Below are 22,224 nucleotides of genomic sequence, written 5' to 3'. Positions count from 1 at the left end.
CATGTGGGCAATTCTTACTTTATTAGTTGAAAACAAACCTGGAATCTTGTTTAAAGTTACTCATCTTTTCAGATCCAGAAATTTCAACATTGATAGCATTTCCGTAGGTGTCACTGACAATCCTGAATATTCAAGAATGACAATTACCACGTATGGTGATGAAAAACAAGTTGAACAAATTGTAAAGCAACTTGATAAAATGATTGATACATTAGAAGTAAGGCACTTAGATGAGCACAAAACAGTATATCGTGAACTAAGTATTTTTAAGATAAAACTCGGTAATGCTAATGATAGTATGGAAGTAAACAAATTAGCAAATGCGTATGGTGGCAAAATTCATGATGTCAGAAAAGACTCCATGATGGTAGAATTGACTGCTACACCTGATCAAATTAGAGCATTTGAAGAATTGGTAAAACCATTTGGAATCATTGATGTTGCCAGAACTGGTGTTGCCGCTTTACAGAGGAGCGGAGCATGAAAATTAGAATTTTTGATACAACATTAAGAGATGGAGAGCAAACAATTGGAGTCTCCTTATCACCAGATCAAAAACTAGCAATTGCAAAAAAACTAGATGAATTAGGGGTTGATGCAATTGAGGCAGGGTTTCCAGTAATTTCTGCAGGTGAATTCAAAGCTGTCAAAATGATTGTTGCTGCAGGATTATCGTGTGAGATTGCTGGATTGACTAGAACCATTAAAAATGATATTGATGCTGCAGTTGATGCAGGATTAAATTACATTCACACATTCATTGCAACTTCTGATATTCACTTACAATACAAACTCAAAATGACAAGAGAACAAGCACTTGAAAAAGCAATAGAAGCAGTAGAGTATGGAAAATCAAGAGGTCTTCAAGTAGAGTTTTCAGCTGAAGATGCTACCCGAACTGACCGAGAATTCTTAAAAAAAGTATTTGGTGATGTTGCAAAAGCAGGAGCTGATAGAGTCAACATTCCTGATACAGTTGGATATTCTACTCCTGAATACATGGCAGTATTAACAAAAGATACCGTGGAGGTTACAAAACTTCCGGTAAGTGTTCATTGTCATAATGATTTTGGTTTGGCAGTTGCAAATTCATTAGCGGGAATTCATGCTGGAGCTTCTTGTGCACATGTAACAATTAATGGAATTGGAGAAAGAGCAGGAAATGCATCATTAGAAGAATTTTCAATGGCTTTGAAATGTCTTCCATTTGAGAAAAAATATGAGACTAATATCAAATCTGAATTAATTTATGATACATCACGATTCATCTCAAAGACTGTGGGAATTATTGTTCAACCAAACAAAGCAATAGTTGGAACAAACGCATTTGGTCATGAGTCCGGTATTCATACACACGGTGTACTAAGCAATCCGCTTACATACGAGCCAATCAGTCCTGAATTAGTTGGAAGAAAGCGATGGCTCCAAGTTGGAAAACATGCTGGAATTCATGGAATGAATGCGATGCTTGCAGAATATGGAGTAAAACCTACAGAAGAACAATCTAAACAAATCTTAGACAAAGTCAAAACATTAGGTGATGCTGGAAAACAAATCACAGATGTTGAATTGTTATCAATTGCAAGTGATGTATTGGGAGAAAAAGAACTCAAACGAATTGTTCAGCTAACTGGATTCTCAGTTTCAACTGGAATTGGAACAATGCCTTATGCATTTGTAAAATTAAACATTGACGGTCAGGATCACATTGGAACTGATTATGGAGTCGGTCCAGTAGATGCTGCATTAAATGCCATTCAAAAAATTACCGGAAAGATTTCTGAAATTAGAATTAAAGATTATGGATTGGCATCAATTTCTGGTGGTTCTAGTGCATTATGTGAGGTTACAGTAAAAGTAGAGGATGCTTTTGGAAACAAAGTCTCAGCAAAATCTGTTGGTGAAGATATTGTAACAACATCTGTTAAGGCAGTGATTGATGCGATTAATAGAATAATGCTCAAAAAAATGCTTCAGGAAAAACAGGTAAGATAATCCTAAAATTGTATTGAGATAATGTTCTATTATGTATAAAATTTCATTAATTACTGGTGATGGAATTGGTCCTGAATTATCTGAATCTGCAGTTTCTGTGATTAATGCCATAAATGACAAGCTCGGATTAAAATTCGATGTTACAAAATTATCAGCTGGCGATAAAGCCCTTAAAGAATCAGGTAAAGCATTACCTGATGAAACAGTTGATACTATAAAAAAATCAGATGCATGTTTGAAGGCCCCAGTTGGCGAATCAGCTGCTGATGTCATTGTTGTTTTACGAAGGATACTTGATTTGTATGCCAACATTAGACCTGCAAAATCTTACCCACATATGCCTGCATTGCGAGATGATATTGATATGGTGATTGTTAGAGAAAACACCGAGGATCTTTACACTGGTAAGGAATTTAGCTTGGGGGATTCAGCTGTTGCATTAAGAATAATTTCAGAAAATGCATCTAAGAGAATTGCAAAATATGCATTTGAAACTGCAAAACAACGAAATTCTACGAAAAAAGTTACATGTGTTCATAAATCAAATGTCATGCGAATTACTGATGGGTTATTTGCTAGATCATGCACTGAAGTTTCAAAAAACTATCCTGACATTTTATTTGAACAAATGTATGTTGATGCATGTGCAATGAATCTAATTCGTCAACCTGAACAATTTGATGTTATAGTAACTACTAACTTGTTTGGTGATATTTTATCTGATGAATCTTCTCAAGTTGTTGGTGGATTAGGTATGGCACCTGCAGCAAATATTGGCGATAATTTTGCCTTATTTGAACCAGTTCATGGAGCCGCATTTGATATTGCTGGAAAGAATATTGCAAATCCCTCATCGTTTCTCTTATCTATCAAAATGATGCTTGATTGGCTTGGTGCAAAAAATAATGATTCAAAATGTCTTGAAGTTGGACAAAAATTAGAATCTACGATTTTTAATTTAGTAAAAACTGGTGTTAAAACTAAAGATATAGGTGGTACAAAATCTACATCCGAATTTACTCAGGCAATTACTAATATGCTTTAGATATTCTCTCAATGTATTCTTCATGAATTTTTTTCTGAGTTTTTACCATCCACAAAAATGCTTGTTGATTTGTATCCATAAATGATACTCTTATTTTTAATTAACTTCTCAAATGTGTAAATAATTTGATTATCTGGTTGGCATTTTTAAAAACTTTAAAGATTGATTTATGTCTATTTTGTTAACTTGTTTATCCATTTTCAGAGTTGTTACTTCTTTTGTAAGCGTACTTTATTTCATAATTAAACAAATTGCCAATTTTTATAAATTGCTGATTCCAAAATCTAATGATGGTTCTTTGTGTTATTTGTAAAATAAATCAAGGCACTTTAAAAATCACAGATGGAAATCCAAAGTACAAGGGAAAGCCTATTTGTAAAGAGTGTCATGAGTATAGAAAGCTCCTAAAAGAAACCAAATAATTCATTTGGATTCTTTACTTTTATTTTTGTTAGCCCACTCTTCATACATTTTGATTAACTCATCCACATCCTTTCCGTCTTCTGAATAAGTGACTATCACGCCAAATGTCCCTTTTGTATCATGCCCTCTTGCAAAATAGCCCCAAAAAGAATCTGGTAATTTTTGAAAGCTGTTGGAGTCATGTGAGACTCCTATCAGATTATTTCCTATCACTTCTACTACTTTTTTTGCATCAGTTTGTTCTATCATGTAATTTCTGTTGTTGTTTTATAATAAAAATCTGAATTTATGGACTCAATCTGTCTGGATCTCTTGGATACAGTACAACTTCTCTAACATTATCTATGCCAATTAATGTGGTCATTAATCTGTCCAAACCCATTCCCCAACCTGAATGTGGAGGCATTCCCCAATCAAATGTCTGCAGATGGTCAGCAAATTGAGCAGGATCAAGACCCTGTTCTTTGAGTCTTGCTTTTAGTACGTCGGTATTATGAAGTCTTGTTCCTCCTGAAGATAACTCTAGATATCCAAATTGAAGATCAAATGAGCGTGACAATTTTGGATCTTCATCCTTTTCTCTAATGTAAAATGGTTTTAACTTCATTGGCCAATCTGTTAGGAAATAAAATCCTGGGTGTTTCTTTCCAATTATTCTTAGATGTGAATCAAGCAAGTCATCGCCGAACTCTACTTTTTCCCCTGCTTTTTTTAATTCCTCAATAACTTGAGTGTATGTTATTCTTTCAAAAGGGAATTTTGGAATTTCAATTATATGTCCAATTTCTTCTTGTTCTTTTTTACATTTCTCGGAAGTTACTTTGTAAACTTCCATTACTAGTGATTCTAAAATATCCATTACATCATTGTAATCCATAAACGCAGCTTCAATGTCCACACTTGTAAACTCGCTAAGATGACGACCTGTATGTGAATTTTCCGCTCTATAGAAATTTGAAATCTCATACACTCTTTCTAACCCTATTGTCATTTGTTCTTTGTATAGCTGTGGACTTTGTGCAAGATATGCTGTCTTGCCAAAATAATCCAATGAGAATAAATTTGCACCCCCTTCACTTGCACTGCCAATTATTTTTGGCGTTGTGATCTCGATAAATTTTTTTTCTGATAAAGTTTTACGTAATGTTTCTAAAACAAAATGTCTTAATTTGAAAATTGATGCAGTTTTCTGATTTCTCATATCTAATGCACGATGATTCAATCTTGTATCGATATTGCTTTCTAGTCTTCCAATTGGATCAACTGGCAATGGGTGAATCGCTTTTGCTAAAATTTCTATCTCTTCTGCCTTTATTTCAAAAGCAAAATCTCTTGCCTTTGTTTCTTGTACTATTCCTTTTACACTAATTACACTTTGACGGTTTATTTCTCCTAGATTATCATTTAACTCACCCTTTACTATGATTTGAGAAATTCCAGAAACATCTCTTAGTGTGATGAATGTCATTTTTCCTAATTTTCGGAGATCCTCTACCCATCCCCCAAGCACCACTTCTTTTCCAATGAGTGTGGTGTCTAGTTCTATAATATCATGAGTTTTAACAAATCCCACTATTTTCACCGTCTTTTTTCTTCAAATTCTATCTCAATGTCAAGGTTTCGGGCATTTTTGACAATTTGAATTATCTTATTTGTATCGATTGGAAATCTTGGGGTCCATTTTCCAGATACAACTGCCTTTGTCTTTTGGACTCCACCAGGCGCCCAAACTGAATTAATTGACAAAATTTTTGTTGGAAAAAATAAATCTTCTATGAATTTTTTATCATCTTCATCAGCTTCTACAAGCCATATTTTTCCTTTGAATTGATCTTGAAGTAATCTATAGAGTACACGGCTTTGTCGAATCACCATAATGTCGTTCTTGGCTAGTGCCAGTACATAATTTCCATTGAATTCTTTACATGAATAAAGTGAAAATTTATCGATAGTTGGATTTGATTTTGCCAACTTTGCAAGAATAATTGATGCATCTGCATCTGCCTTTGTAATTATCCCTGTTTCTACATTGTTTTCACATTTTGGGCAAAGCACTGCATTTTTTGCATCAAAATTACATATTGGTAGTTTCATTTGAATCGATTTTTTTCTTTCTGTAAAGTTGTTTATATCCCTTAGCGAATCCAATTACTGATCTTTGAATCATTCATCTATTCATAAGCAAATTTGGTTAATTGATCGCCTTAGTAAAAAATCACTCTAACATGTTTTTATCTAAATTCAAATGTGATGTCTTTTGCTATGTTGTATGAATTCATCTGATGTTTTTCGAAAACGAAATCTTACCAACATTAATTTTGATTATGAAGATCTCATTGGAAGAAATATGTCTGATTCAATTATGTGTGGTGTTGATCTTCAAAATAGAGATATCCATAATGCTGACTTGAGTAGTAGTGATTTAAGCGAGGCTAATCTCCATAATGCAATCTTGTTTTATGTCAAACTACGAGGTGCAAATATGAGAGGCACAAATCTTTCCAATGCAAAACTCTGGGACGCCGAACTATACGGTGCAGATCTTCAAGATGCTGACCTTAGAGGGGCTGACTTGTTTTATGCTGATCTGAGAAGTGCTAATTTGACCAATGCAAATCTTAGCGGAGTGAATCTAAGACATACTAACTTTGATGGTGCAATTCTTACTGACACTGATTTTACAGGTACAAATTATGATTCTCATACATTAGATACCTTAATTGGTGATGCAAAAACATTATTACAAAAATATGGTAAATTATGGTGATATTTTTTATGGCTAAATTTTTTAACTATTTAGTGCAAGACAGAAATTCTAGTTTGATTTTACTAAATACGTGGTATTAATCGTCAATGGGCTTTCAGCTCAATATCATACATCAAAGGGTCCAGTATATGCAGTAGATGACGTTGATTTTAATTTAAGCGACGGCGAATCTATAGGTATTGCAGGTGAAAGTGCTTGTGGAAAAAGCACTTTGGGTCTTTCTATTGTTAGAATGCTTTTGGGAGGTAAAGCAAATGGCAAAATAATTCTAGACGATACTTCGATATTGGATATATCTGAATCTGACTTTACTAGAAAATTCAGATGGAAAAAAATTTCAATGATATTTCAAGGAGCTATGAATTCTCTTGATCCTGTGTTTACCATTCGTGAACAATTTGTTGAAGTTCTAAACCAACATAATTTTACAGGAAACTTTGATGATACAATTCTAAACGCACTGCATTCTGTCAGTTTGGATGATATTGTTTTAAAAAAATATCCTCATGAGCTAAGTGGAGGAATGAAACAAAGAGTGATAATTGCTATGGCATTATTGCTTGAACCAAAATTTGTAATTGCTGATGAACCTACAACTGCACTTGATGTTTTGATTCAGGCTCAAATTATTAACCTCTTGAAAAAACTCAAAAAAGACGGAATGTCAATTATGTTAATCACACATGATTTGGCAGTTTTATCTGAAATTGCTGATAAAATTGGAATCATGTATGGTGGGCAAATGGTAGAGTTTGGTTCCTCTTATGAAATTTACAAAAATCCAAAGCATCCTTATACTCAGGGGCTACTGGAATCAATTCCAACATTAAAAGGAAATATTCCTAAATACATCAAAGGTAATCCTCCTAGTCTTATGGAACCTGCAACTCAATGTAGATTTATTGAGAGGTGCCCACTTGCAATAGATAAATGTAAAATGGTTCCACCCAAATTTAAAACAGATACTGGCTATGTTCGCTGTTGGTTGTATGATGTTCCACTATGATTTTTTATTTTAAATATTCCGTTTCAATTTTTTTTAGATAAACGTCTTGAATTTTTAGTATTTCTCTTTCTGTTGTGTTTTTGCAAATAGTCTTTGCATAATTTGTTAAATCATGTTGTAATCCTTTTACCTCAAAATCTTCAATTCTTTGAATTATATCTTGTTGAAACTTCATAACCTCTCTCATATTTGCACTTAACTCCTCAATTTTCATTTTTTGATAATCTTTAGAACCTGAATTTCTCATGTTTATTTTATTTATTACCTCTTTAATTTCATCAATTTCTTCCATGGGTTTCTTAAAATAAATATTCTAAAAAAGTTAATGGTCGTATTCTAAAATCTATTTTTTGTAAATTGTGGTCTATACCTTTGCATGTTTTTTTACAATTGGCAAGCATGAATCAATTATTCGTAGCATCTCTGAACGTATTACTTTTTTATCAATTGATATCCATACTCTAACTTTTTTAATCGCAAATGATATTGTCTGAACTTTTTTTCTTTCCTCCCATACAAATTCAACTTCTCCAAGATTTTTATCAAAGAATTCTTCCAAGTCTGTTTTTATTGCAATGTGTGAAAACTGGTACTGGGTATTTTTTGCATCTAAAAGTGGGATCAACTCTGGTCTTCTTTTGTATGCTAAGAGCTCTCCTCCCTTTCCAACTATGCCTACAAATCTAATAAACGGACTAATTCCTGATATTTCATCACAGATTTTTACATATTCTTTTTTTATCATCTGTTTTGTTGTAAAAAGATGATATTTTAATGATTGTGGTGCATTTTGAAAAATAATCCCCAGTTCGCTTTTAATAAATAATGCCTATCTGATGATTGTTTTGTGGATTTTTCAGCAATTTTTCCATTTGCTCCTGAAATTGGGTATCTTGGCTTAGTATTGGTTAATTTTTTTGGTTCTTTAATTCCATTTATTCCTCTACCTGGATTTATTTTTCTTGCTTCAATGTCTGTAGGTGATCAATTCGATCTTCATGTGTTGGCAATTCTTTCTGCACTAGCTGCAACTGCTGCAAAACAAATTATCTTTTATGTAAGTTATCAAGGGCGCCGTATTATTAGTGAAAAAACTAGAAAGAGAATGCGACCATTTGAAAGATTAGTAAAACGATATGGTGCAGGGGCTGCATTTTTTGCAGCAGCAACTCCTATACCTGATGACTTGATTTATGTTCCACTAGGACTTGCAAAATACAATCCCAAACGATTTTTCATAGCCACACTTGCTGGTAAACTGGTTCTTAGCTATTCTATTGTCTTTATTTCTCATCATCTTGGAATGTCATTAGTACAACCATATCTTGAAGATATTGCTGATGTAACTACGGTATATGTTGGAATTATTGTATTTGGAATTATGATGACTGTTGTTGTTGTTTTACTTTTGAGATTAAACTGGGAAAAAATTTTGGGCCGATTTGTACCTTGGACATTAGATGAAAACAATGAAAAATAAATTCATCGTGTTACAGTTTTAAAATTCCATAATCTGTCGGTAGCGTTTTTAATTCCAATTCTTGGACTGGAAATGATTTTACCTGATATTTTTATTCCCTCTGTGATGAATAATTCTGAGTTTATTGTTAGATCTAATCCGTAATGTTTTTTTGTAATTCCAAGTGCTTGAGTTAATTTTGCAGGCCCATCTGTTAATCTTTTTGAATCTTTCATGCCTCTATTTTTTTCCATAATTTCTATTCCTTTTTCAGGAGTTATTGCTCTAATCAAGACAGCGCCTGCCTGAAATTTTGAATTTCTTGCAACGATGTTAAAACAATAATGCATTCCATACGTAAAATAGACATATGCTTTTCCTACTTCTCCAAACATCACTTTGTTTCTTTCAGTAATATTTCTAAATGCATGACTTGCTGGGTCGTCTTTATGTCTGTACGCTTCAGTTTCTATTATTATTCCTGAGATTTCTTTTCTACCTATCTTACGAACTATTTTTTTTCCTAGTAAATTTTTTGCAACTGTAACCGTATCTTTTGTATAAAATGTTCTAGGTAGTATAGTCAATGTCTATTGAAATTTGTTTGTTGTTTTTTAACTCTCTGATTAAATCAAATAATTTTATGATGTCTTCTTTTAATACTGTGATTAATTCTTGATTGTAAATTGTTGCTGCAGGATGTACTGTCAGAAAATAAATCTGTTTGTCTTTTTTTACAATTTTTCCTCTATATTTTATAATTTCAGAACCTCCTAAGATCGAGTTAAATGCAGTATTTCCTAAAATACAAATTATTTTTGGTTTTATTATTGCTATTTCTTTTTGAAGATAATTATCACAGGCATCTCTTTCAGAAATAGAAGGAACTCTATTTTTTGGTGGTCTGCATTTCACAATGTTTGTGATATAAATCGATTCTCTGGATATTCCAGCATTTTCTAATGCACTGTTGAGTCTTTGACCAGCTATTCCTACAAATGGCTCCCCCTTCTGATCTTCATTTTTTCCAGGTGCCTCTCCTACGAAAATTACATCTGCTTTAAAATTTCCTTTCCCTGGTACTGAATTTGTTCTTGTTGTGGAAAGTTTGCATTTAGTACATGTTTTGACATTTTGTCTTATTGTTTCTAATTCTTCATTCATGCTCTCATTATCTGGCATATTGTTGATTGTAAGTTATTCTTATTGGTTGTATGTTCTATTTGTTTGGTATTTCATTTTTACAACCTATCTGAAGACATATTCGATAGTCCTTTAATCTGAGAATTTATTCTATATTAAATTGATAAAATTGATCTTATATTTTGAATTAATGATTTGATATGGCAGGCATGGTGAAGTAATATTCATCTTCAAAATTGTAATCAGTACGTCCTTTTTTACGTAGGAATTCAAAATATATAGCACAATTTTCATAAAATTCACCATTTTTTTCATCTGTGTGATTATCTTGATTCATTATTTTTAATTCTAAAAAATCCATTTTTTAGGGAGAGTGAGTGATTTTAGTTAAGAAAGTTTGTTTTCTTTAACTAATGTCAATTGGGGACTTTGTTGGTTGTGAATTTTTCGGTAGAGTTATTGTAAATTCTGCTCCTTGATTTGGAACACTTTTCACAGAAATTGTACCGTCATGACTTTCAACTATTCCTTTGCATATTGCTAATCCTAAACCACTGCCTCCTTTTTCTCTTGTTAATGTTGCATCCACCTGATAAAATTTCTTAAACAAGTCTTGTTGTTTTTCTAATGGTATTCCAATCCCGTTGTCTTTTACACTAATTTGAATATTCTGTGGTAGAATTTTCATTGTAATCTCAATTTTTCCAACTTCTGGTTGTATTACGTTTAAGCTATTTTTGATTAAATTAGTAAGAACTTGTTTTATTCTAACTGGGTCATAATCAATTTGGACATCTTGCAAGTCTATGATTTTTGTTATTTTCTTTTTTTGTAAATCCGGCTCAAAATCTGCTAGCGCTTCAACGATAGTATTTTTAATATTATGTGTTTCTTTTTTCATTCTAAGTTGACCTAATTCTAATTTTTGAGCATCAAGTAAATCTGATATAATTGATAGTAATGTCTCTGAACTTGTTTTTATGATGCTGATTCTTTCTTTCTGTTTGTCTGTTAATTTTCCTAAATGCTCACTTAGTAAAATATCTGCATATCCTTGAATAGGTACTAGTGGTGTTTTTAATTCATGAGTGATCATTGCTAAAAATTCATCTTTTGCAATATCTGTTTTCTTAGTTTGTTCATCTTTTTCTTTAATCGTGTTTGACATCACGTTAAATGTGTCTACTAAGGTTCCAACTTCATCCGCTTTGTTGTATTCTATTTTTCTTCCATACGTGCCTTCTTTTATTTCTGAAAGTGCATTTGTAATTAATCCTAAAGGTAATAATGACTGACGAATGATGAATAACACCAAAAAGAATACTCCTACATCAATTAACAATAATGCTTGAATGATGATTTGTCCTTCTTGACTATTTTTTACAATTTCGGCATTCCACGACAATAAGATATCATCTATACTTGAAAACAAAATTGATTTTTGTTGAATCATTTCATTTTTTGCCAAATTAAAATCTGGAGATAAAAGAGCTCTTTCTTCAAGAATAATTATTCTTGCTTGTAATGCTTCCCACAAAGGATCAATTTTTCGTAATTCATTTGAATTCTCCCTAGGAATTGGAATTAACTCTTCATTTGTTTTTCCTACGCTTTCAACATCTAATTCTTCTGTTGGTATTCCTAGCAGTTTCCTTAGTTCTATTTCAAATGCTATTCTCTCATTTTTCAATTTTTGTTGTACGTTATCCTCTTCTCCAATTGAAATTAACAATGTTAACTGTCCTATCTCTATTGCCGATTTTTCTAATTCTTTTGCAATTTCTTTATGTCTATTATAATCTCTATCTAGATTTGATAATTCATCAGATACTGTTTTTGTTGATAATACAAGTTCGCCATTTTTTGTAGAACATAATTCATGGCATTTGTTGCTTCTCGATCAAAAACCGATGTTTTTTCTACTTTTATTATTTTCTCTCTGTATGATTCCCAAGATGTCTTCATTTTATTATATTCTTCAGTTAACCCGGTTGGAATTTTTTGTAGTTGTTGTCCATTAACACTTCCACCGTTTTCTAATTTCAATAGAAATTCATCTATGTCTTTTATTACATTATTTAGATTATCTTTATCATTGATATCTCCATTTGCTACAGATATTGCTAAAGATGAAATATGCTCTGCATCTACTTTCAGATCCCCTGTTTTGATAATTGAATTTGAGAGCGAATTATCTATTTGTTGTGATTCATAAAGCAATAATAAATTAATTATTGCTGCAACAATTAATATTAGAACCAAGACATATGTCTTGTTGATTATCTTCACACTGTCTAACTCTTAACATAGAGTATAAAAATAATGAGCATGGTTTCTTTATTTGTACCAATATGTCTAATGAATTTCTTAAGGTTGCTACTGCTGAAATAAACGATGAAATTTCTACAATTTCTAATATCTTGAGTGCTTGTCATACTCCTCTAGATGTATCTGCTAATGCCTCCAAAATTCAAAAATCAACTCACAAAATCAAAGGATTGCTCCAATGATGGGAAAAGATGAATTAGGTGCTCTATCATCGATGCTTGATTCTCTGTTAAAAAAGATAACAGATGAGACAATAACTGATGAAATATTTGAATCTCTTATCATTTCAGTTGATGCCATGAAGAAATCTATGACTCAATCCGATATTAATTTGAATGAAATAAAACAAAAGATTTCCCAAATATCTTCTACTTTATCTGATCAACCTTTTTAATTACCTGTCAGTTTAAGATGATTTAATGGGAAACATTATGATTGCCGATGATTCTGATGCAATTAGACTTGTCTTAAAAGATATTTTGTCTATAGGTGAACATAATATTGTATGTGAGGCAAAAGATGGTGCAGAAAGTGTAGATTTTTTTTTCAAATTTAATCCTGACTTGTTACTTTTAGATTTAGCAATGCCTAAAAAAGATGGATTTACTGTTGTTAAAGAAATACTCTCAAAAGATCCAAAAGCCAAGATTATCTTGGTTACTGCAAGTGATGATCAGAAAGTTATTCAACAATGTTTGGATTTTGGTGCCTCATCTTATATTTCAAAACCGTTTAATTTTAACAACATATTGAAAGTTGTTTCAGATGTTTTGGCAAAGTAATTTAGGATCTAACTTTAATTAAAATTGATAGAAGATTTGTCAAAGATTGTTGTAGATACTAGTATCATAATTAATGGACAACTAATCATATTGATTGAATCAGGAAAAATTAAAAATTCTGAAATCATTATACCTCAAGCAGTTTTTGATGAATTACAATCACAAGCATCTCAGAAAAAAGAACAGGGTTTTATTGGTTTGGAAGCAATAAAAAAACTTAAAGAAATATCAGGTAATTTTGAGTTGGTCATATCACTTTCAGGCTCGCACCCAACTTCTGAGGATATTCGTATGGCTGGTTCTGGTAGAATTGATGCGATAATAAAAGATGTTGCAAAACAAAATCAAGCAATTCTGTATACCTCTGATAATGTTCAACACCTGGTGGCACAAACCGAAGGATTGGAATCTGTGTTTGTAAAACCAATTCCTAAAAACATTACTTTGGAATTTTTAAAATTTTTTGACTCTGAAACAATGAGTGTACACCTAAAAGAGAACATGCCACCAATGGCAAAAAAGGAAAACCTGGGTCATTTGTTTTGACAAAACTAAACGATGAAATTTTAACCCGTGAATACCTCCAACTAATTACCTCTCAAATTTTAGAGACTACTGCTTCTGATTCTAGTACTGTTGAAATCTCAAAAACTGGTGCATATGTAATTCAGTACAATGATTATAGAATTGCAATTACCAAGCCTCCATTTTCTGAAGCATTTGAAATCACAATCGTTCATCCTATCGTGAAATTGACTTTGGATGATTATGCTATTTCTGAAGAATTAATGAAGCGATTCTCTGATAGGGCTGAAGGCATTATAATCTCTGGTCCTCCAGGTTCTGGGAAAAGTACTCTTGCATCTAGCCTTGCCAATTTTTATCATAATACTGGAAAGATTGTAAAAACATTTGAATCTCCACGTGATTTGCAAGTGGATCCAGGAATTACTCAATACACAAAGCTTGATGGTAGTTTTGATAACTCCGCTGATATTTTATTATTAGTTCGTCCTGATTACACAATCTTTGATGAGGTAAGACGAAGAGAAGACTTTCGAACGTTTGCTGATTTACGACTCACTGGTGTTGGCATGGTCGGTGTTGTACATGCGAACTCTCCTTTGGATGCAATACAACGTTTTATCGGAAAAATCGAGTTAGGAATAATTCCAAATGTTATTGATACTGTAGTTTTTGTTAAAGATGGCACGATAGGGAAAATATATGATTTGGAGCTTGTGATTAAGGTTCCAACTGGAATGACCGAATCTGATTTGGCAAGACCAGTAATTGAGATTAGAAATTTTGCAGATCATGTGCTTGAGCATGAAATTTACACATTTGGTGAAGAGAATGTCATAGTTCCAGTATCAAAAAAAGTACAAAAAGTAGGTATTGAAAAACTTGCAGAAGACAAAATACGCGAGCTCTTTAGGAAATATGATCCTAGAGTAGAAGTTGAGATATTGTCTGACAATCGAGCCAAAATCTTAGTAGATAAACAATCAATGGCATCAATTATCGGAAAAGGTGGTTCTAACATTAGTGAGATTGAAAAAGTGCTAAAAATACACATTGATGTAGTTGAAAAGACTAATTCTAATCGTTATGAATCTACAAATTCATCTAATGAAATATCTTTTCATTTTTCAGAATCTAAGAGTGGTTTAGTTTTAACTGTTGGCAGAGAATATTCTTCAATGCATGCTGATATTTATGTTCATGATAACTATGTAACTTCAGTTAGAATTGGGAAAAAAGGTGAGATTACAATTCCAAAACGTTCTGAAGCGTCACGAACTTTAATGAAACTAGCATCATCTCAAAACGATATTCAAATATTTCTTAATGATTAAAGGAACAATAGATTGGCATATTTTATGGATTCTTAAAACTTTCAATAATTTTTGGATTTGCTTTTAAAAATGTGATAAACTTTCGTAATTGTTTGATTGTTTTTGGATTCAAGTGATGTTCAATTCCTTCAGTATCTTTGTTAGCAGTCTCATGATTCACTCCCAAAATCTCAAAAAACTCTAGCAAAATTCCATGGTTTTGTCTTATCTCGATTGCTATCTGAGTACCCTTACTTGTTAGATTAATCCCGTGATACTTTTCATATTCTAACAACTTGTTTTCTTCTAATCTTTGTAGCATCTTTGTAACACTTGGTGCACTCACATTCATGTATCGTGAAATGTCTAATGTAGTTGCATATCCTTTTAGCTCTACAATCTCAGAGATTACCTCCAAATAATCCTCCATCCTAGTGCTATAGCTTGATTTTTCTGACTGATGAGCTGCTTTGATAGAGTCTAATCTCTTGGAATTTTTATCCTTCAATGTATCTTAGTAATTAAACTAAGCCTAGTATAATTGGGTGTCTCTTAGGCTTGTTATCCTTTATTGACACACAGGTGATTGATATTGATCATTGAATCTTATCTGATTTTTTCTAAATGGAAATCATGGTTGATCACTTAAAGGCACGCCTAGATAAAATACGTAAATTTTCTGATTCAGCCAAGAGAAGAGCATCATTATACATGGACATAACAAAATTTGATGATAAATCAACTGCCCGTTCTTTGGGATGTGTTCAACGAGCATCTGCTCCAGGTAAAAAACTTCAAAAAATTGGATTTATTATATTTTGGATACCCGAACCTACCGGTATTAGTAATGCAATTGCTGCTCCTATGATCCTAACTGGCAGGTATCTTGACAAAAAATACAATGGTGCTACAATTCATGATATTGGTCATGAGACAAAACGTACTATTTCAACAATAAGTGATTTCAAAAGTAACGTGATGAAGTAATTTTTCTGTATTGTAAAATGATTTAAAATTCATTCCCCAAAAAATTCGCCCCATTGACGACCCAGCTTTTCAATTATTCTAAATGCTAATCTATCAATGTTGACATTTGGTTCTGCTACTATCATTATTGCTTTTTCAAAGATTGGAAAACTCATTATCACAACATGCTTTCTGCGAGATGCTGAATATTTTACATATCCTAATTCTACATCAAATTTTTTTCTTTTTACTACTCTTCCTGCTAACTCTTTACAAACTTCATTGTGTTGCTCTTCAGTTAATCTTGGATCCACATCTGCTTTATACCCTCCAGCAAGTATCTTTCCAAATTCATCTAAAAGTGCGGCAAATCTTACTTCGCTATCTTGTAGAATTTCTTGACATCTTTTCTCATACTCTTCCACATTAATCTCTGGCATGCTCTATTTTGTTGGTAATTGGTCTCTATTTTTACTATGGCAAATGTTTTGATTTTTGAAATCAAGGCTAAATACAACTAGACTGGAATTGTCTTGATGAGTCTAACTTTAGCTCAGAAAAAAATTGCCATTGGCTCATTTCTTGGTTGGTCTTTAGATGGATATGATATAGTTTTGATGCTACTTGTTATTCCTTCAATTAGTCAGCTATTTTTTCCATCTGCGGATCCTGTGTTTAGCATACTTGCAACATTTGCATCGTATACTGTTACATTGATTATGAGACCTTTAGGATCTGTGATTTTTGGGATCTATGGTGATAAGTTTGGACGAAAAAAAGCAATGGTAATTACCATAATGGGATTTTCAATTGCAACTTTTGCAGTTGGATTGTTACCAACATATCTAATGGTAGGAGTGATGGCACCAATTCTTTTGATACTAGTGCGTCTAATTCAAGGAATATTTGCTGGAGGTGAGTGGGGTAGTGGCGCTGTACTAACAATTGAAAGTATGCCGAAACAAAAGAGAGGTGTAGTATCTGGATTTTTGCAAAGTGGGTTCTCTTTTGGTTTTTTATTGGCTGCAATATCTTTTCAAATAATTACTATTTTATTTCCAGGGCAGTTGTTTGAGGAGATTGGATGGCGAATACTCTTTTTTACAGGAATAATTCCTGGGTTTGTTGCCCTTTTTGTGCGATTAAGTATGGACGAATCTCCGTTATGGATTAAAAAGAACAAAGAATCTGGTCTTGTTAAAACTCCATTGAAAAGTATTGTTTTTGGAAAAATTCACAGAAAGGAATTTTTGCTTTGCGCTGCAATAATGACTGGGCTTGTTTACATGTATCATGGCTCCATTAGTATTCTGCCTACATATTTGGGAGAGTTTGGCGATTTTCAAAAAGAACAGATTGCACTAATTATGATTTATGCTACTGCATCCTCTTGGGTTGGGATGATCCTAACTGGTTGGTTATCCCAAAAAATTGGCAGAAAAAAATCAATGCTTATTTTTGTATCTGCATCAATTCTTGTTTCAATTCCACTTGCAAGTGCAATATTGAATAATTTGTATGGCTTGGTATTGTATGTTATCGTTTATGCCATTGTTATATCTACTGCATCAGGTCCAATACCTGCATATTTTTCAGAACGATTTCCAACCCAAATACGAAACAGCGCAGCTGGTTTTTCATATAACGCAGGATTGATCTTTGGTTCATGGTCCCCATTGATTGCATTATACTTTATGTCAAGTGTTTCAAAAGAATTGGTTCCAGTTGCTCTAGGAATTAATATTATGATTGGTTCGATAATTCTGATAATTCCTACATTGCTTAGTAGAGAAACCAAAGATGTTGAACTTTAGATATTTCTAGAAATGTTTGTTTTATTGAACACACATTTTGTTAAGTAAAAATTTTTCAATAAACTTTAATGAAATTAATTGGAAAAACAAAACTATCTCATGGGATAGTAATGCATTATTCTACAAATAATGGAAATGTGGAATCGTACTTTTATCCTGATGAATAATTTTTAGTAATGTCTTTTTTTGTATGCTATATTACTTGAAATCAAAATTATCACAAAACCTATAATTCCTATTAGAATTGAAGTAACAAGTATTCCAAATGCTATAAAAAATAGCATTCTCCCAACCTTTTTTGGGTTTTTTATTAAAAATGTAATTATGATTGCAATGAAACTCAATATGCTAGAGATTATCCCAAGAGATATGAAAACAGATGCAAGTCCTGATAAATTTATTCCTGTTTCATAGTTGATTGCCTCAAGTAATGGCTCCATTCTTGCAACGATAAATAATACTGGAATCATTGCCATTAATCCTCCAATTATGGCAAGACTTTGATACGAATTTGGTCTTGATATAAGTTTTAATGGATTGTATCTTTTTACAATCTTCTTTACGTCATAATTCTGAAATGTTCTTTCTTGTCTAGTTCCACATAGGGTGCAAAATTTTGCATCTTCAGCAATGCTGGTACTGCAATTACGACAATTGATTAATTTTGGCGATTTGATTTCTTCTATTTCATGATCTTTAATGTATGTCTCTGCTAGATTTTTAACATATTTTTCATCACTTGTGTAAAGTGGTTTATTTTCTAGTATCATTCTTTTTACGTGCTCTAATCTTGATAAATCGCCTACCTGTAAATTTAATAAAATGTCTATTGTATCTAAAAATGATTCTGTAATATTTATCACAACCTTGGGTTTTTCTGTAATTCTAATCAATATTAAAAAATTTCTTAGCTTTGTTGATTAACTAGTATAATTTGGAAGCTGACTAATGCGGATCAACCTTTGCGTAGCCATGCAAGTAAGCAAAGACCAGCAAACTGATGCCAGGCATTTGACCTTAGGATACTGCGTCAGCTTTCCACATCTATTACACATTTATTGAATAAAAACCATCTGTGCTAATTTGGATATTATTTTAAAAAAGATTCTAGTCTTTGTATGCTAGGACGAAAACATACAAACTGTGACCTGAATCTCATTATTCATTACGTGAATCTGACATTTAAGATGCTCTGTATTTCTTTTGTATTGGCACTAGTTGAAGAGTAGAAAAGGCGTAACCCTCAATTACAGAACATAGAGAGATTTCCTCTCGTGGTCAGTTCGTTAAACGACTGATTGCCTTTTTTTGTTCTGCAGGGTCACGCAGTTTATTCAGCCGAAAGTGATTTCGACATCATACATTATAAGAATTTTTAATATTTAAGGTTTAAATTGGAAATTTCTAAAATGATCTATTGTTTATTGTAATTTTTTATTGTTATTTTTTTAAAACATGTAATTTTTAATATGATATTCATTTATTTACATTTATTAAGTTTAATTAATATTATTCAAATGAATTTAATGATTTTTAGTAGAATCTCTTTAATATCATTTAGTTGTATATTGTATGGCGAGGAACTGTCGTAGTTAATGACAGTAAAGGAATAAACGAAAAAGGATGGAAGCATTCAAAATTCGTTTTTGTATTCCAATTCCTCGTTGTAGTATTTTTTGAAATATTTAATTTGAATAGCTAATTTAGAAAATTAATGAATGACGACATTGGTCAATGTCCAAAATGTTTTGGAATGATATTTCTTGAACAAGGTGAATCCGTATCTTGGTATTGTCCAACATGTAATCTAAAATATAAAACTGAATAAAATTATTTAGTATAATTTTATTTTATAATTTCTATCAACCGAAATGAACATACACTAGTAAATTTGAACATAATGTGAAATGATCTCTTTTGAACATCGAGTTTTAAGCGAATACAAACTAAAGACTTCAAAAATTGATACATTATCAAATTCAATTATGGCTCATCGAGACCCCAAGGGTCAAGAAGCAAAAGAAGCGTCTGATTTTCTTGATGTTTTGATTAATGAAACTGATAATTTCTATGACAAACACAGTGATATTTTATCAAATAATGGAAAAAGACCTCATCCTAGATCTCATCTTTCAGAATCTAAACAATGGAATGAAAATGTTGAAAAGTTTTATGAAAAAAATCCTTATCGAAGGCGTAAAAACTAGTTTTTCATTATAACCACTCCCTTTAATCTAAAATTTCTCTAATTTTATTTCTATGAATTATCGTTGTCTTATTTGTAATGTGATTGTGAATTCTCCTAATAAATTAGAGACACATCTGCAAATTGAACACAAATGGGGAAAAAAGAGAGATCCTAAAGGGGTTGATATTTGGTCCTAAATTATCAATAATCTATTTTCTTGATTCGAACGTTACTTCCTTTGGTTTCGAGATAATGTCCTATGAAATTAGTCATTTGCTCTCCAATTTTAAACCCTAAAGCCCCTTTCATCATGCCTGATTTTTCAATTTTTTCTGCCATTTTTTCACTAATTTGAATATTGAAAAATGTCCATCCAAATTTCTCAAAGGGAACATCAATTGTATATCCATTAGTTTCATCGCATTCTTTTTCCAAGTCTGCTAATGCTTGTTTAACAAGAATGATCTCTTTTTGATATCTTCTTGTACTAAGTTGAAATAATGGATTCATGATGATGATTCTAAGTACTTTAGTTGTATATTGTTTGAGGTTCTCTTGGCTGTGTTTTCTATCGCACAAACATTATCTTAAGTTTGTATAATACTATGTAGAATCATTGAATTTCATAATTTTAGGAATTACTCTTATGGTTCTACTTGGAGTTTTGGCAGTTTTTTTATATTATGAATCTGCTCAAAATACCGAAAAAGTCAAAGTACAAATTCCAATATCTGAGGTAACTGAGATTATTTCAGAAAAATTACAAATAGATTCTAAAACAATTGCACCTCCATCCATTGAATCATCTACTTCAAAATGTATTGGTAATGCTGATTGCTTTTCAGGCAAAGTAACAAAAATTACTGATGGTGATACCATCAAGGTTGATGAAAGATCTATAAGATTTACATTGGCAAGTGCTCCCGAGATAAATACTTTGGAAGGTAAGGTTGCAAAAGATTTTGTTGCTAGTATATGTCCTGTTGGTTCTTCTGTTTTAGTTGATGAAGATGATGGACAACCCGAAGGCAGTTATGGTCGAATACTTGCAGTAGTATATTGCAACGATATTAATCTCAATGAGAAAATTTTAGAATCAGGCAATGCAAAAATATCTACTTTGTTTTGTTCTGAAAGTGAGTTCTCCGATGAACCTTGGGTAAAAAAATTTGGGTGTACTGATTAATCTCTGATTATTGCTCTGCAAACTATGTTAAAATAGTAATTTGAGAAATATTGTTATGAAAATAACTGAAATCAATATTGATGATAGCCAGACTGGGTATTATTGGCTGCAAATTTTTGTAAAGAATCAAAAAGATGCGTTTTCATTAAGAAAACAAATCTTTGAAGATCAAGAAATCAAAGAAAGAGTTCAAAAAGCAATAAAAGACAATCAAAACCTAGTGGCAAATTCATCAATTCCTATGGAGATAATAATACACAATATTGTCATAGAGAAACTTCAATCAATTCTTGATGGACCTTGAAATTTGTATTATACTTCAAATTAATCTGGACCCTCATATCCTGTACTTTGTTTACAACTAGGACACATTTTCTGGTTTTGCCATAATTCTTTTCCACAATTCCTACAAGAATGAGGCTTCATGAATTAACAACATACAGATTGGATTTAACATTTTTAGACTCTCAATTATGGACCTATTCGTGACACTGTTTTAATATGCATTTACTGTATTGTTATGTATGGTGCTTGTTTGGATTGGAATTGCAGTTGGAATAATTTTAGTGGTGGCGTTGATCATCAAAACTTCAAAAATCAACCCCAAAACAGTGCTGGGTGTTTCCTTGCGTTGTAAACAATGCGGTAGTGAAACAAAGGGACTAAAATGTGTAAAGTGTGATAAAAAATTCAAGTCATTTGGCGTTTAAGTTCAGTTATTTACTCTAACTATTTTAAAAGGAAACTCACACCAATTTTATGGCAACCAGAACTCAGACTCTGATCCCAGTAGCAATAGCTGCAGTGATAATTGGAGCTGTTGGATTGATGTCTATTCCAAGTGACAGCAAACTAGAATCTGTACAATTTCCAAGAGGTACAATCAAAATAGATGACATTGCATTACAAGTCCAAGTTGCAGATACTGAACCGCGACGAGTAAGGGGATTAATGTTCCAAGATCAACTTCCATATGATCAGGGAATGATCTTTGTATTTGATGAGGTTGGCGTTTATTCTCTTTGGATGTTAAACATGCAGTTCTCTCTTGATATGATTTGGTTTGATCAAAACGGCAACATTATTCATATTGAAAAAGATGTTCCTCCATGTAAAACTGCCCTTGAGACGATGACCTGTCAAAGTTTTGCCCCTGATGGCAAAGCCCTGTATATATTAGAGGTCACTTCTGGTTTTGTAGATAAATTTAACATTACTAAAGATTCCAAGTTAAGTATTATTTCAATTTAGAATTGCAAAACCTTATTTTATTAATGAAAAATT

Annotated in this window: 29 protein-coding genes and 1 pseudogene; 17 read left to right on the top strand and 13 right to left on the bottom strand. The window is 32.2% G+C overall.

What is annotated here, in order from left to right; genetic code table 11:
• The first annotated feature begins 1 nt into the window (after position 1).
• Genes ilvN through DSQ20_RS06830 form a run of 3 tightly spaced genes read left to right on the top strand, consistent with a single transcriptional unit; the run spans position 2 to position 3,040 of the window.
• Complete coding sequence (gene ilvN / locus DSQ20_RS06840) at positions 2–484, top strand: acetolactate synthase small subunit (RefSeq protein WP_007550888.1); 483 nt, start codon at positions 2–4, stop codon at positions 482–484.
• Complete coding sequence (locus DSQ20_RS06835) at positions 481–1,995, top strand: 2-isopropylmalate synthase (RefSeq protein WP_179365066.1); 1,515 nt, start codon at positions 481–483, stop codon at positions 1,993–1,995. Before ilvN ends, DSQ20_RS06835 begins: the two co-directional genes overlap by 4 nt.
• A gap of 31 nt (positions 1,996–2,026) precedes the next feature.
• Entirely contained in the window at positions 2,027–3,040 is a 1,014-nt protein-coding gene (locus tag DSQ20_RS06830; RefSeq protein ID WP_179365065.1) for an isocitrate/isopropylmalate dehydrogenase family protein, read from the top strand.
• Positions 3,041–3,463: 423 nt separating this feature from the next.
• Here DSQ20_RS06830 and DSQ20_RS06825 read toward each other — a convergent pair whose 3' ends face one another.
• The 3 genes from DSQ20_RS06825 to DSQ20_RS06815 are packed head-to-tail and all read right to left on the bottom strand — an operon-like array spanning position 3,464 to position 5,557.
• Complete coding sequence (locus tag DSQ20_RS06825; protein WP_007550883.1) at positions 3,464–3,712, bottom strand: hypothetical protein; 249 nt, start codon at positions 3,710–3,712, stop codon at positions 3,464–3,466.
• 37 nt (positions 3,713–3,749) lie between these two features.
• The gene (gene aspS / locus DSQ20_RS06820) at positions 3,750–5,036 is read right to left on the bottom strand and encodes an aspartate--tRNA(Asn) ligase (protein WP_179365064.1); all 1,287 of its coding nucleotides are present in this window, start codon (positions 5,034–5,036) and stop codon (positions 3,750–3,752) included.
• Between the two features lie 5 nt (positions 5,037–5,041).
• On the bottom strand, positions 5,042–5,557 hold the full coding sequence (locus DSQ20_RS06815) for a hypothetical protein (RefSeq protein WP_007550881.1): 516 nt from the start codon (positions 5,555–5,557) through the stop codon (positions 5,042–5,044).
• 175 nt (positions 5,558–5,732) lie between these two features.
• On the opposite strand from DSQ20_RS06815, the gene DSQ20_RS06810 reads away from it, so the two are divergent.
• Complete coding sequence (locus DSQ20_RS06810; protein ID WP_179365063.1) at positions 5,733–6,230, top strand: pentapeptide repeat-containing protein; 498 nt, start codon at positions 5,733–5,735, stop codon at positions 6,228–6,230.
• Between the two features lie 70 nt (positions 6,231–6,300).
• The gene (locus DSQ20_RS06805) at positions 6,301–7,236 is read left to right on the top strand and encodes an ABC transporter ATP-binding protein (protein ID WP_179365062.1); all 936 of its coding nucleotides are present in this window, start codon (positions 6,301–6,303) and stop codon (positions 7,234–7,236) included.
• 4 nt (positions 7,237–7,240) lie between these two features.
• Here the strand turns inward: DSQ20_RS06805 and DSQ20_RS06800 are convergent, their stop codons facing one another.
• Complete coding sequence (locus tag DSQ20_RS06800; protein WP_007550878.1) at positions 7,241–7,528, bottom strand: hypothetical protein; 288 nt, start codon at positions 7,526–7,528, stop codon at positions 7,241–7,243.
• A gap of 72 nt (positions 7,529–7,600) precedes the next feature.
• A complete protein-coding gene (locus tag DSQ20_RS06795) occupies positions 7,601–7,981 on the bottom strand; it encodes a hypothetical protein (RefSeq protein WP_179365061.1) in 381 nt (126 codons plus the stop codon).
• 102 nt (positions 7,982–8,083) lie between these two features.
• Between DSQ20_RS06795 and DSQ20_RS06790 the strand changes: the two genes are divergently transcribed.
• The gene (locus DSQ20_RS06790; RefSeq protein WP_179365060.1) at positions 8,084–8,716 is read left to right on the top strand and encodes a VTT domain-containing protein; all 633 of its coding nucleotides are present in this window, start codon (positions 8,084–8,086) and stop codon (positions 8,714–8,716) included.
• 2 nt (positions 8,717–8,718) lie between these two features.
• On the opposite strand, the gene DSQ20_RS06785 is transcribed toward DSQ20_RS06790, so the two are convergent.
• The 4 genes from DSQ20_RS06785 to DSQ20_RS11010 form a co-directional block, all read right to left on the bottom strand.
• On the bottom strand, positions 8,719–9,282 hold the full coding sequence (locus DSQ20_RS06785; protein WP_179365059.1) for a DNA-3-methyladenine glycosylase: 564 nt from the start codon (positions 9,280–9,282) through the stop codon (positions 8,719–8,721).
• Complete coding sequence (locus tag DSQ20_RS06780; RefSeq protein ID WP_255458184.1) at positions 9,266–9,877, bottom strand: uracil-DNA glycosylase; 612 nt, start codon at positions 9,875–9,877, stop codon at positions 9,266–9,268. The genes DSQ20_RS06785 and DSQ20_RS06780 overlap by 17 nt, the downstream gene beginning before the upstream one ends.
• Before the next feature lie 367 nt (positions 9,878–10,244).
• The gene (locus DSQ20_RS06775) at positions 10,245–11,570 is read right to left on the bottom strand and encodes a sensor histidine kinase (protein WP_370464184.1); all 1,326 of its coding nucleotides are present in this window, start codon (positions 11,568–11,570) and stop codon (positions 10,245–10,247) included.
• A 74-nt stretch (positions 11,571–11,644) separates the two neighbouring features.
• Complete coding sequence (locus DSQ20_RS11010; protein ID WP_370464183.1) at positions 11,645–12,127, bottom strand: hypothetical protein; 483 nt, start codon at positions 12,125–12,127, stop codon at positions 11,645–11,647.
• A 62-nt stretch (positions 12,128–12,189) separates the two neighbouring features.
• On the opposite strand from DSQ20_RS11010, the gene DSQ20_RS10805 reads away from it, so the two are divergent.
• The 4 genes and pseudogenes from DSQ20_RS10805 (at position 12,190) to DSQ20_RS06760 (ending at position 14,807) form a co-directional block, all read left to right on the top strand.
• Positions 12,190–12,348 (top strand): hypothetical protein, encoded by a 159-nt coding sequence (locus tag DSQ20_RS10805; RefSeq protein ID WP_255458183.1) that lies wholly within the window; start codon positions 12,190–12,192, stop codon positions 12,346–12,348.
• Positions 12,345–12,560: a hypothetical protein gene (locus tag DSQ20_RS10800; RefSeq protein WP_255458182.1), complete on the top strand. Its 216-nt coding sequence runs from the start codon at positions 12,345–12,347 to the stop codon at positions 12,558–12,560. Before DSQ20_RS10805 ends, DSQ20_RS10800 begins: the two co-directional genes overlap by 4 nt.
• Positions 12,561–12,585: 25 nt before the next feature.
• Positions 12,586–12,948, top strand: a complete 363-nt coding sequence (locus DSQ20_RS06765; protein WP_048109847.1) for a response regulator — start codon at positions 12,586–12,588, stop codon at positions 12,946–12,948.
• 36 nt (positions 12,949–12,984) lie between these two features.
• A pseudogene (locus DSQ20_RS06760) lies at positions 12,985–14,807 on the top strand (PINc/VapC family ATPase).
• Positions 14,808–14,829: 22 nt separating this feature from the next.
• On the opposite strand, the gene DSQ20_RS06755 reads toward DSQ20_RS06760, so the two are convergent.
• Positions 14,830–15,294: a metal-dependent transcriptional regulator gene (locus DSQ20_RS06755; RefSeq protein ID WP_179365058.1), complete on the bottom strand. Its 465-nt coding sequence runs from the start codon at positions 15,292–15,294 to the stop codon at positions 14,830–14,832.
• A gap of 125 nt (positions 15,295–15,419) precedes the next feature.
• On the opposite strand from DSQ20_RS06755, the gene DSQ20_RS06750 reads away from it, so the two are divergent.
• On the top strand, positions 15,420–15,773 hold the full coding sequence (locus DSQ20_RS06750; RefSeq protein ID WP_179365057.1) for a hypothetical protein: 354 nt from the start codon (positions 15,420–15,422) through the stop codon (positions 15,771–15,773).
• Between the two features lie 29 nt (positions 15,774–15,802).
• On the opposite strand, the gene DSQ20_RS06745 is transcribed toward DSQ20_RS06750, so the two are convergent.
• Positions 15,803–16,192, bottom strand: a complete 390-nt coding sequence (locus tag DSQ20_RS06745) for a DUF6659 family protein (RefSeq protein WP_179365056.1) — start codon at positions 16,190–16,192, stop codon at positions 15,803–15,805.
• A 96-nt stretch (positions 16,193–16,288) separates the two neighbouring features.
• Between DSQ20_RS06745 and DSQ20_RS06740 the strand changes: the two genes are divergently transcribed.
• The gene (locus DSQ20_RS06740) at positions 16,289–17,566 is read left to right on the top strand and encodes an MFS transporter (protein WP_179365055.1); all 1,278 of its coding nucleotides are present in this window, start codon (positions 16,289–16,291) and stop codon (positions 17,564–17,566) included.
• A 170-nt stretch (positions 17,567–17,736) separates the two neighbouring features.
• Here the strand turns inward: DSQ20_RS06740 and DSQ20_RS06735 are convergent, their stop codons facing one another.
• A complete protein-coding gene (locus DSQ20_RS06735) occupies positions 17,737–18,459 on the bottom strand; it encodes a zinc ribbon domain-containing protein (protein WP_179365054.1) in 723 nt (240 codons plus the stop codon).
• 1,014 nt (positions 18,460–19,473) lie between these two features.
• Between DSQ20_RS06735 and DSQ20_RS06730 the strand changes: the two genes are divergently transcribed.
• On the top strand, positions 19,474–19,773 hold the full coding sequence (locus tag DSQ20_RS06730) for a hypothetical protein (protein WP_179365053.1): 300 nt from the start codon (positions 19,474–19,476) through the stop codon (positions 19,771–19,773).
• Positions 19,774–19,955: 182 nt separating this feature from the next.
• Here the strand turns inward: DSQ20_RS06730 and DSQ20_RS06720 are convergent, their stop codons facing one another.
• Positions 19,956–20,264, bottom strand: coding sequence for a hypothetical protein (locus tag DSQ20_RS06720; protein WP_007550856.1), 309 nt, complete (start codon positions 20,262–20,264; stop codon positions 19,956–19,958).
• Between the two features lie 136 nt (positions 20,265–20,400).
• Between DSQ20_RS06720 and DSQ20_RS06715 the strand changes: the two genes are divergently transcribed.
• The 4 genes from DSQ20_RS06715 to DSQ20_RS06700 all read left to right on the top strand — a co-directional run bounded on the left by DSQ20_RS06715 (position 20,401) and on the right by DSQ20_RS06700 (position 22,191).
• Positions 20,401–20,940 (top strand): thermonuclease family protein, encoded by a 540-nt coding sequence (locus DSQ20_RS06715; protein WP_179365051.1) that lies wholly within the window; start codon positions 20,401–20,403, stop codon positions 20,938–20,940.
• A gap of 55 nt (positions 20,941–20,995) precedes the next feature.
• Complete coding sequence (locus DSQ20_RS06710; protein ID WP_007550854.1) at positions 20,996–21,244, top strand: hypothetical protein; 249 nt, start codon at positions 20,996–20,998, stop codon at positions 21,242–21,244.
• Between the two features lie 220 nt (positions 21,245–21,464).
• Complete coding sequence (locus DSQ20_RS06705; protein WP_179365050.1) at positions 21,465–21,650, top strand: hypothetical protein; 186 nt, start codon at positions 21,465–21,467, stop codon at positions 21,648–21,650.
• A gap of 49 nt (positions 21,651–21,699) precedes the next feature.
• Entirely contained in the window at positions 21,700–22,191 is a 492-nt protein-coding gene (locus DSQ20_RS06700; RefSeq protein ID WP_179365049.1) for a DUF192 domain-containing protein, read from the top strand.
• Positions 22,192–22,224: the final 33 nt, after the last annotated feature.

The organism is Nitrosarchaeum sp. AC2 (assembly GCF_013407385.1).
GTDB classification, from domain to species: Archaea; Thermoproteota; Nitrososphaeria; order Nitrososphaerales; family Nitrosopumilaceae; genus Nitrosarchaeum; species Nitrosarchaeum koreense.
Note: the sequence above shows the minus strand (reverse complement) of the source record. Positions and strands in the feature narration are given on the sequence as shown.

Bases quoted from the DNA above. Each gene is read 5' to 3' on its own strand.
- DSQ20_RS06745 (WP_179365056.1), bottom strand. From the start codon at position 16,192: ATGCCAGAGATTAATGTGGAAGAGTATGAGAAAAGATGTCAAGAAATT.
- ilvN (WP_007550888.1), top strand. From the start codon at position 2: ATGTGGGCAATTCTTACTTTATTAGTTGAAAACAAACCTGGAATCTTG.
- DSQ20_RS06740 (WP_179365055.1), top strand. From the start codon at position 16,289: ATGAGTCTAACTTTAGCTCAGAAAAAAATTGCCATTGGCTCATTTCTT.
- DSQ20_RS06750 (WP_179365057.1), top strand. From the start codon at position 15,420: ATGGTTGATCACTTAAAGGCACGCCTAGATAAAATACGTAAATTTTCT.
- DSQ20_RS06815 (WP_007550881.1), bottom strand. From the start codon at position 5,557: ATGAAACTACCAATATGTAATTTTGATGCAAAAAATGCAGTGCTTTGC.
- DSQ20_RS06720 (WP_007550856.1), bottom strand. From the start codon at position 20,264: ATGAATCCATTATTTCAACTTAGTACAAGAAGATATCAAAAAGAGATC.
- DSQ20_RS06830 (WP_179365065.1), top strand. From the start codon at position 2,027: ATGTATAAAATTTCATTAATTACTGGTGATGGAATTGGTCCTGAATTA.
- DSQ20_RS06800 (WP_007550878.1), bottom strand. From the start codon at position 7,528: ATGGAAGAAATTGATGAAATTAAAGAGGTAATAAATAAAATAAACATG.
- DSQ20_RS06795 (WP_179365061.1), bottom strand. From the start codon at position 7,981: ATGATAAAAAAAGAATATGTAAAAATCTGTGATGAAATATCAGGAATT.
- DSQ20_RS06810 (WP_179365063.1), top strand. From the start codon at position 5,733: ATGAATTCATCTGATGTTTTTCGAAAACGAAATCTTACCAACATTAAT.
- DSQ20_RS06825 (WP_007550883.1), bottom strand. From the start codon at position 3,712: ATGATAGAACAAACTGATGCAAAAAAAGTAGTAGAAGTGATAGGAAAT.
- DSQ20_RS06710 (WP_007550854.1), top strand. From the start codon at position 20,996: ATGAAAATAACTGAAATCAATATTGATGATAGCCAGACTGGGTATTAT.
- DSQ20_RS10800 (WP_255458182.1), top strand. From the start codon at position 12,345: ATGATGGGAAAAGATGAATTAGGTGCTCTATCATCGATGCTTGATTCT.
- DSQ20_RS06780 (WP_255458184.1), bottom strand. From the start codon at position 9,877: ATGCCAGATAATGAGAGCATGAATGAAGAATTAGAAACAATAAGACAA.
- DSQ20_RS06715 (WP_179365051.1), top strand. From the start codon at position 20,401: ATGGTTCTACTTGGAGTTTTGGCAGTTTTTTTATATTATGAATCTGCT.
- DSQ20_RS06765 (WP_048109847.1), top strand. From the start codon at position 12,586: ATGGGAAACATTATGATTGCCGATGATTCTGATGCAATTAGACTTGTC.
- DSQ20_RS06835 (WP_179365066.1), top strand. From the start codon at position 481: ATGAAAATTAGAATTTTTGATACAACATTAAGAGATGGAGAGCAAACA.
- DSQ20_RS06730 (WP_179365053.1), top strand. From the start codon at position 19,474: ATGATCTCTTTTGAACATCGAGTTTTAAGCGAATACAAACTAAAGACT.
- DSQ20_RS06700 (WP_179365049.1), top strand. From the start codon at position 21,700: ATGGCAACCAGAACTCAGACTCTGATCCCAGTAGCAATAGCTGCAGTG.
- DSQ20_RS10805 (WP_255458183.1), top strand. From the start codon at position 12,190: ATGTCTAATGAATTTCTTAAGGTTGCTACTGCTGAAATAAACGATGAA.
- DSQ20_RS06705 (WP_179365050.1), top strand. From the start codon at position 21,465: ATGGTGCTTGTTTGGATTGGAATTGCAGTTGGAATAATTTTAGTGGTG.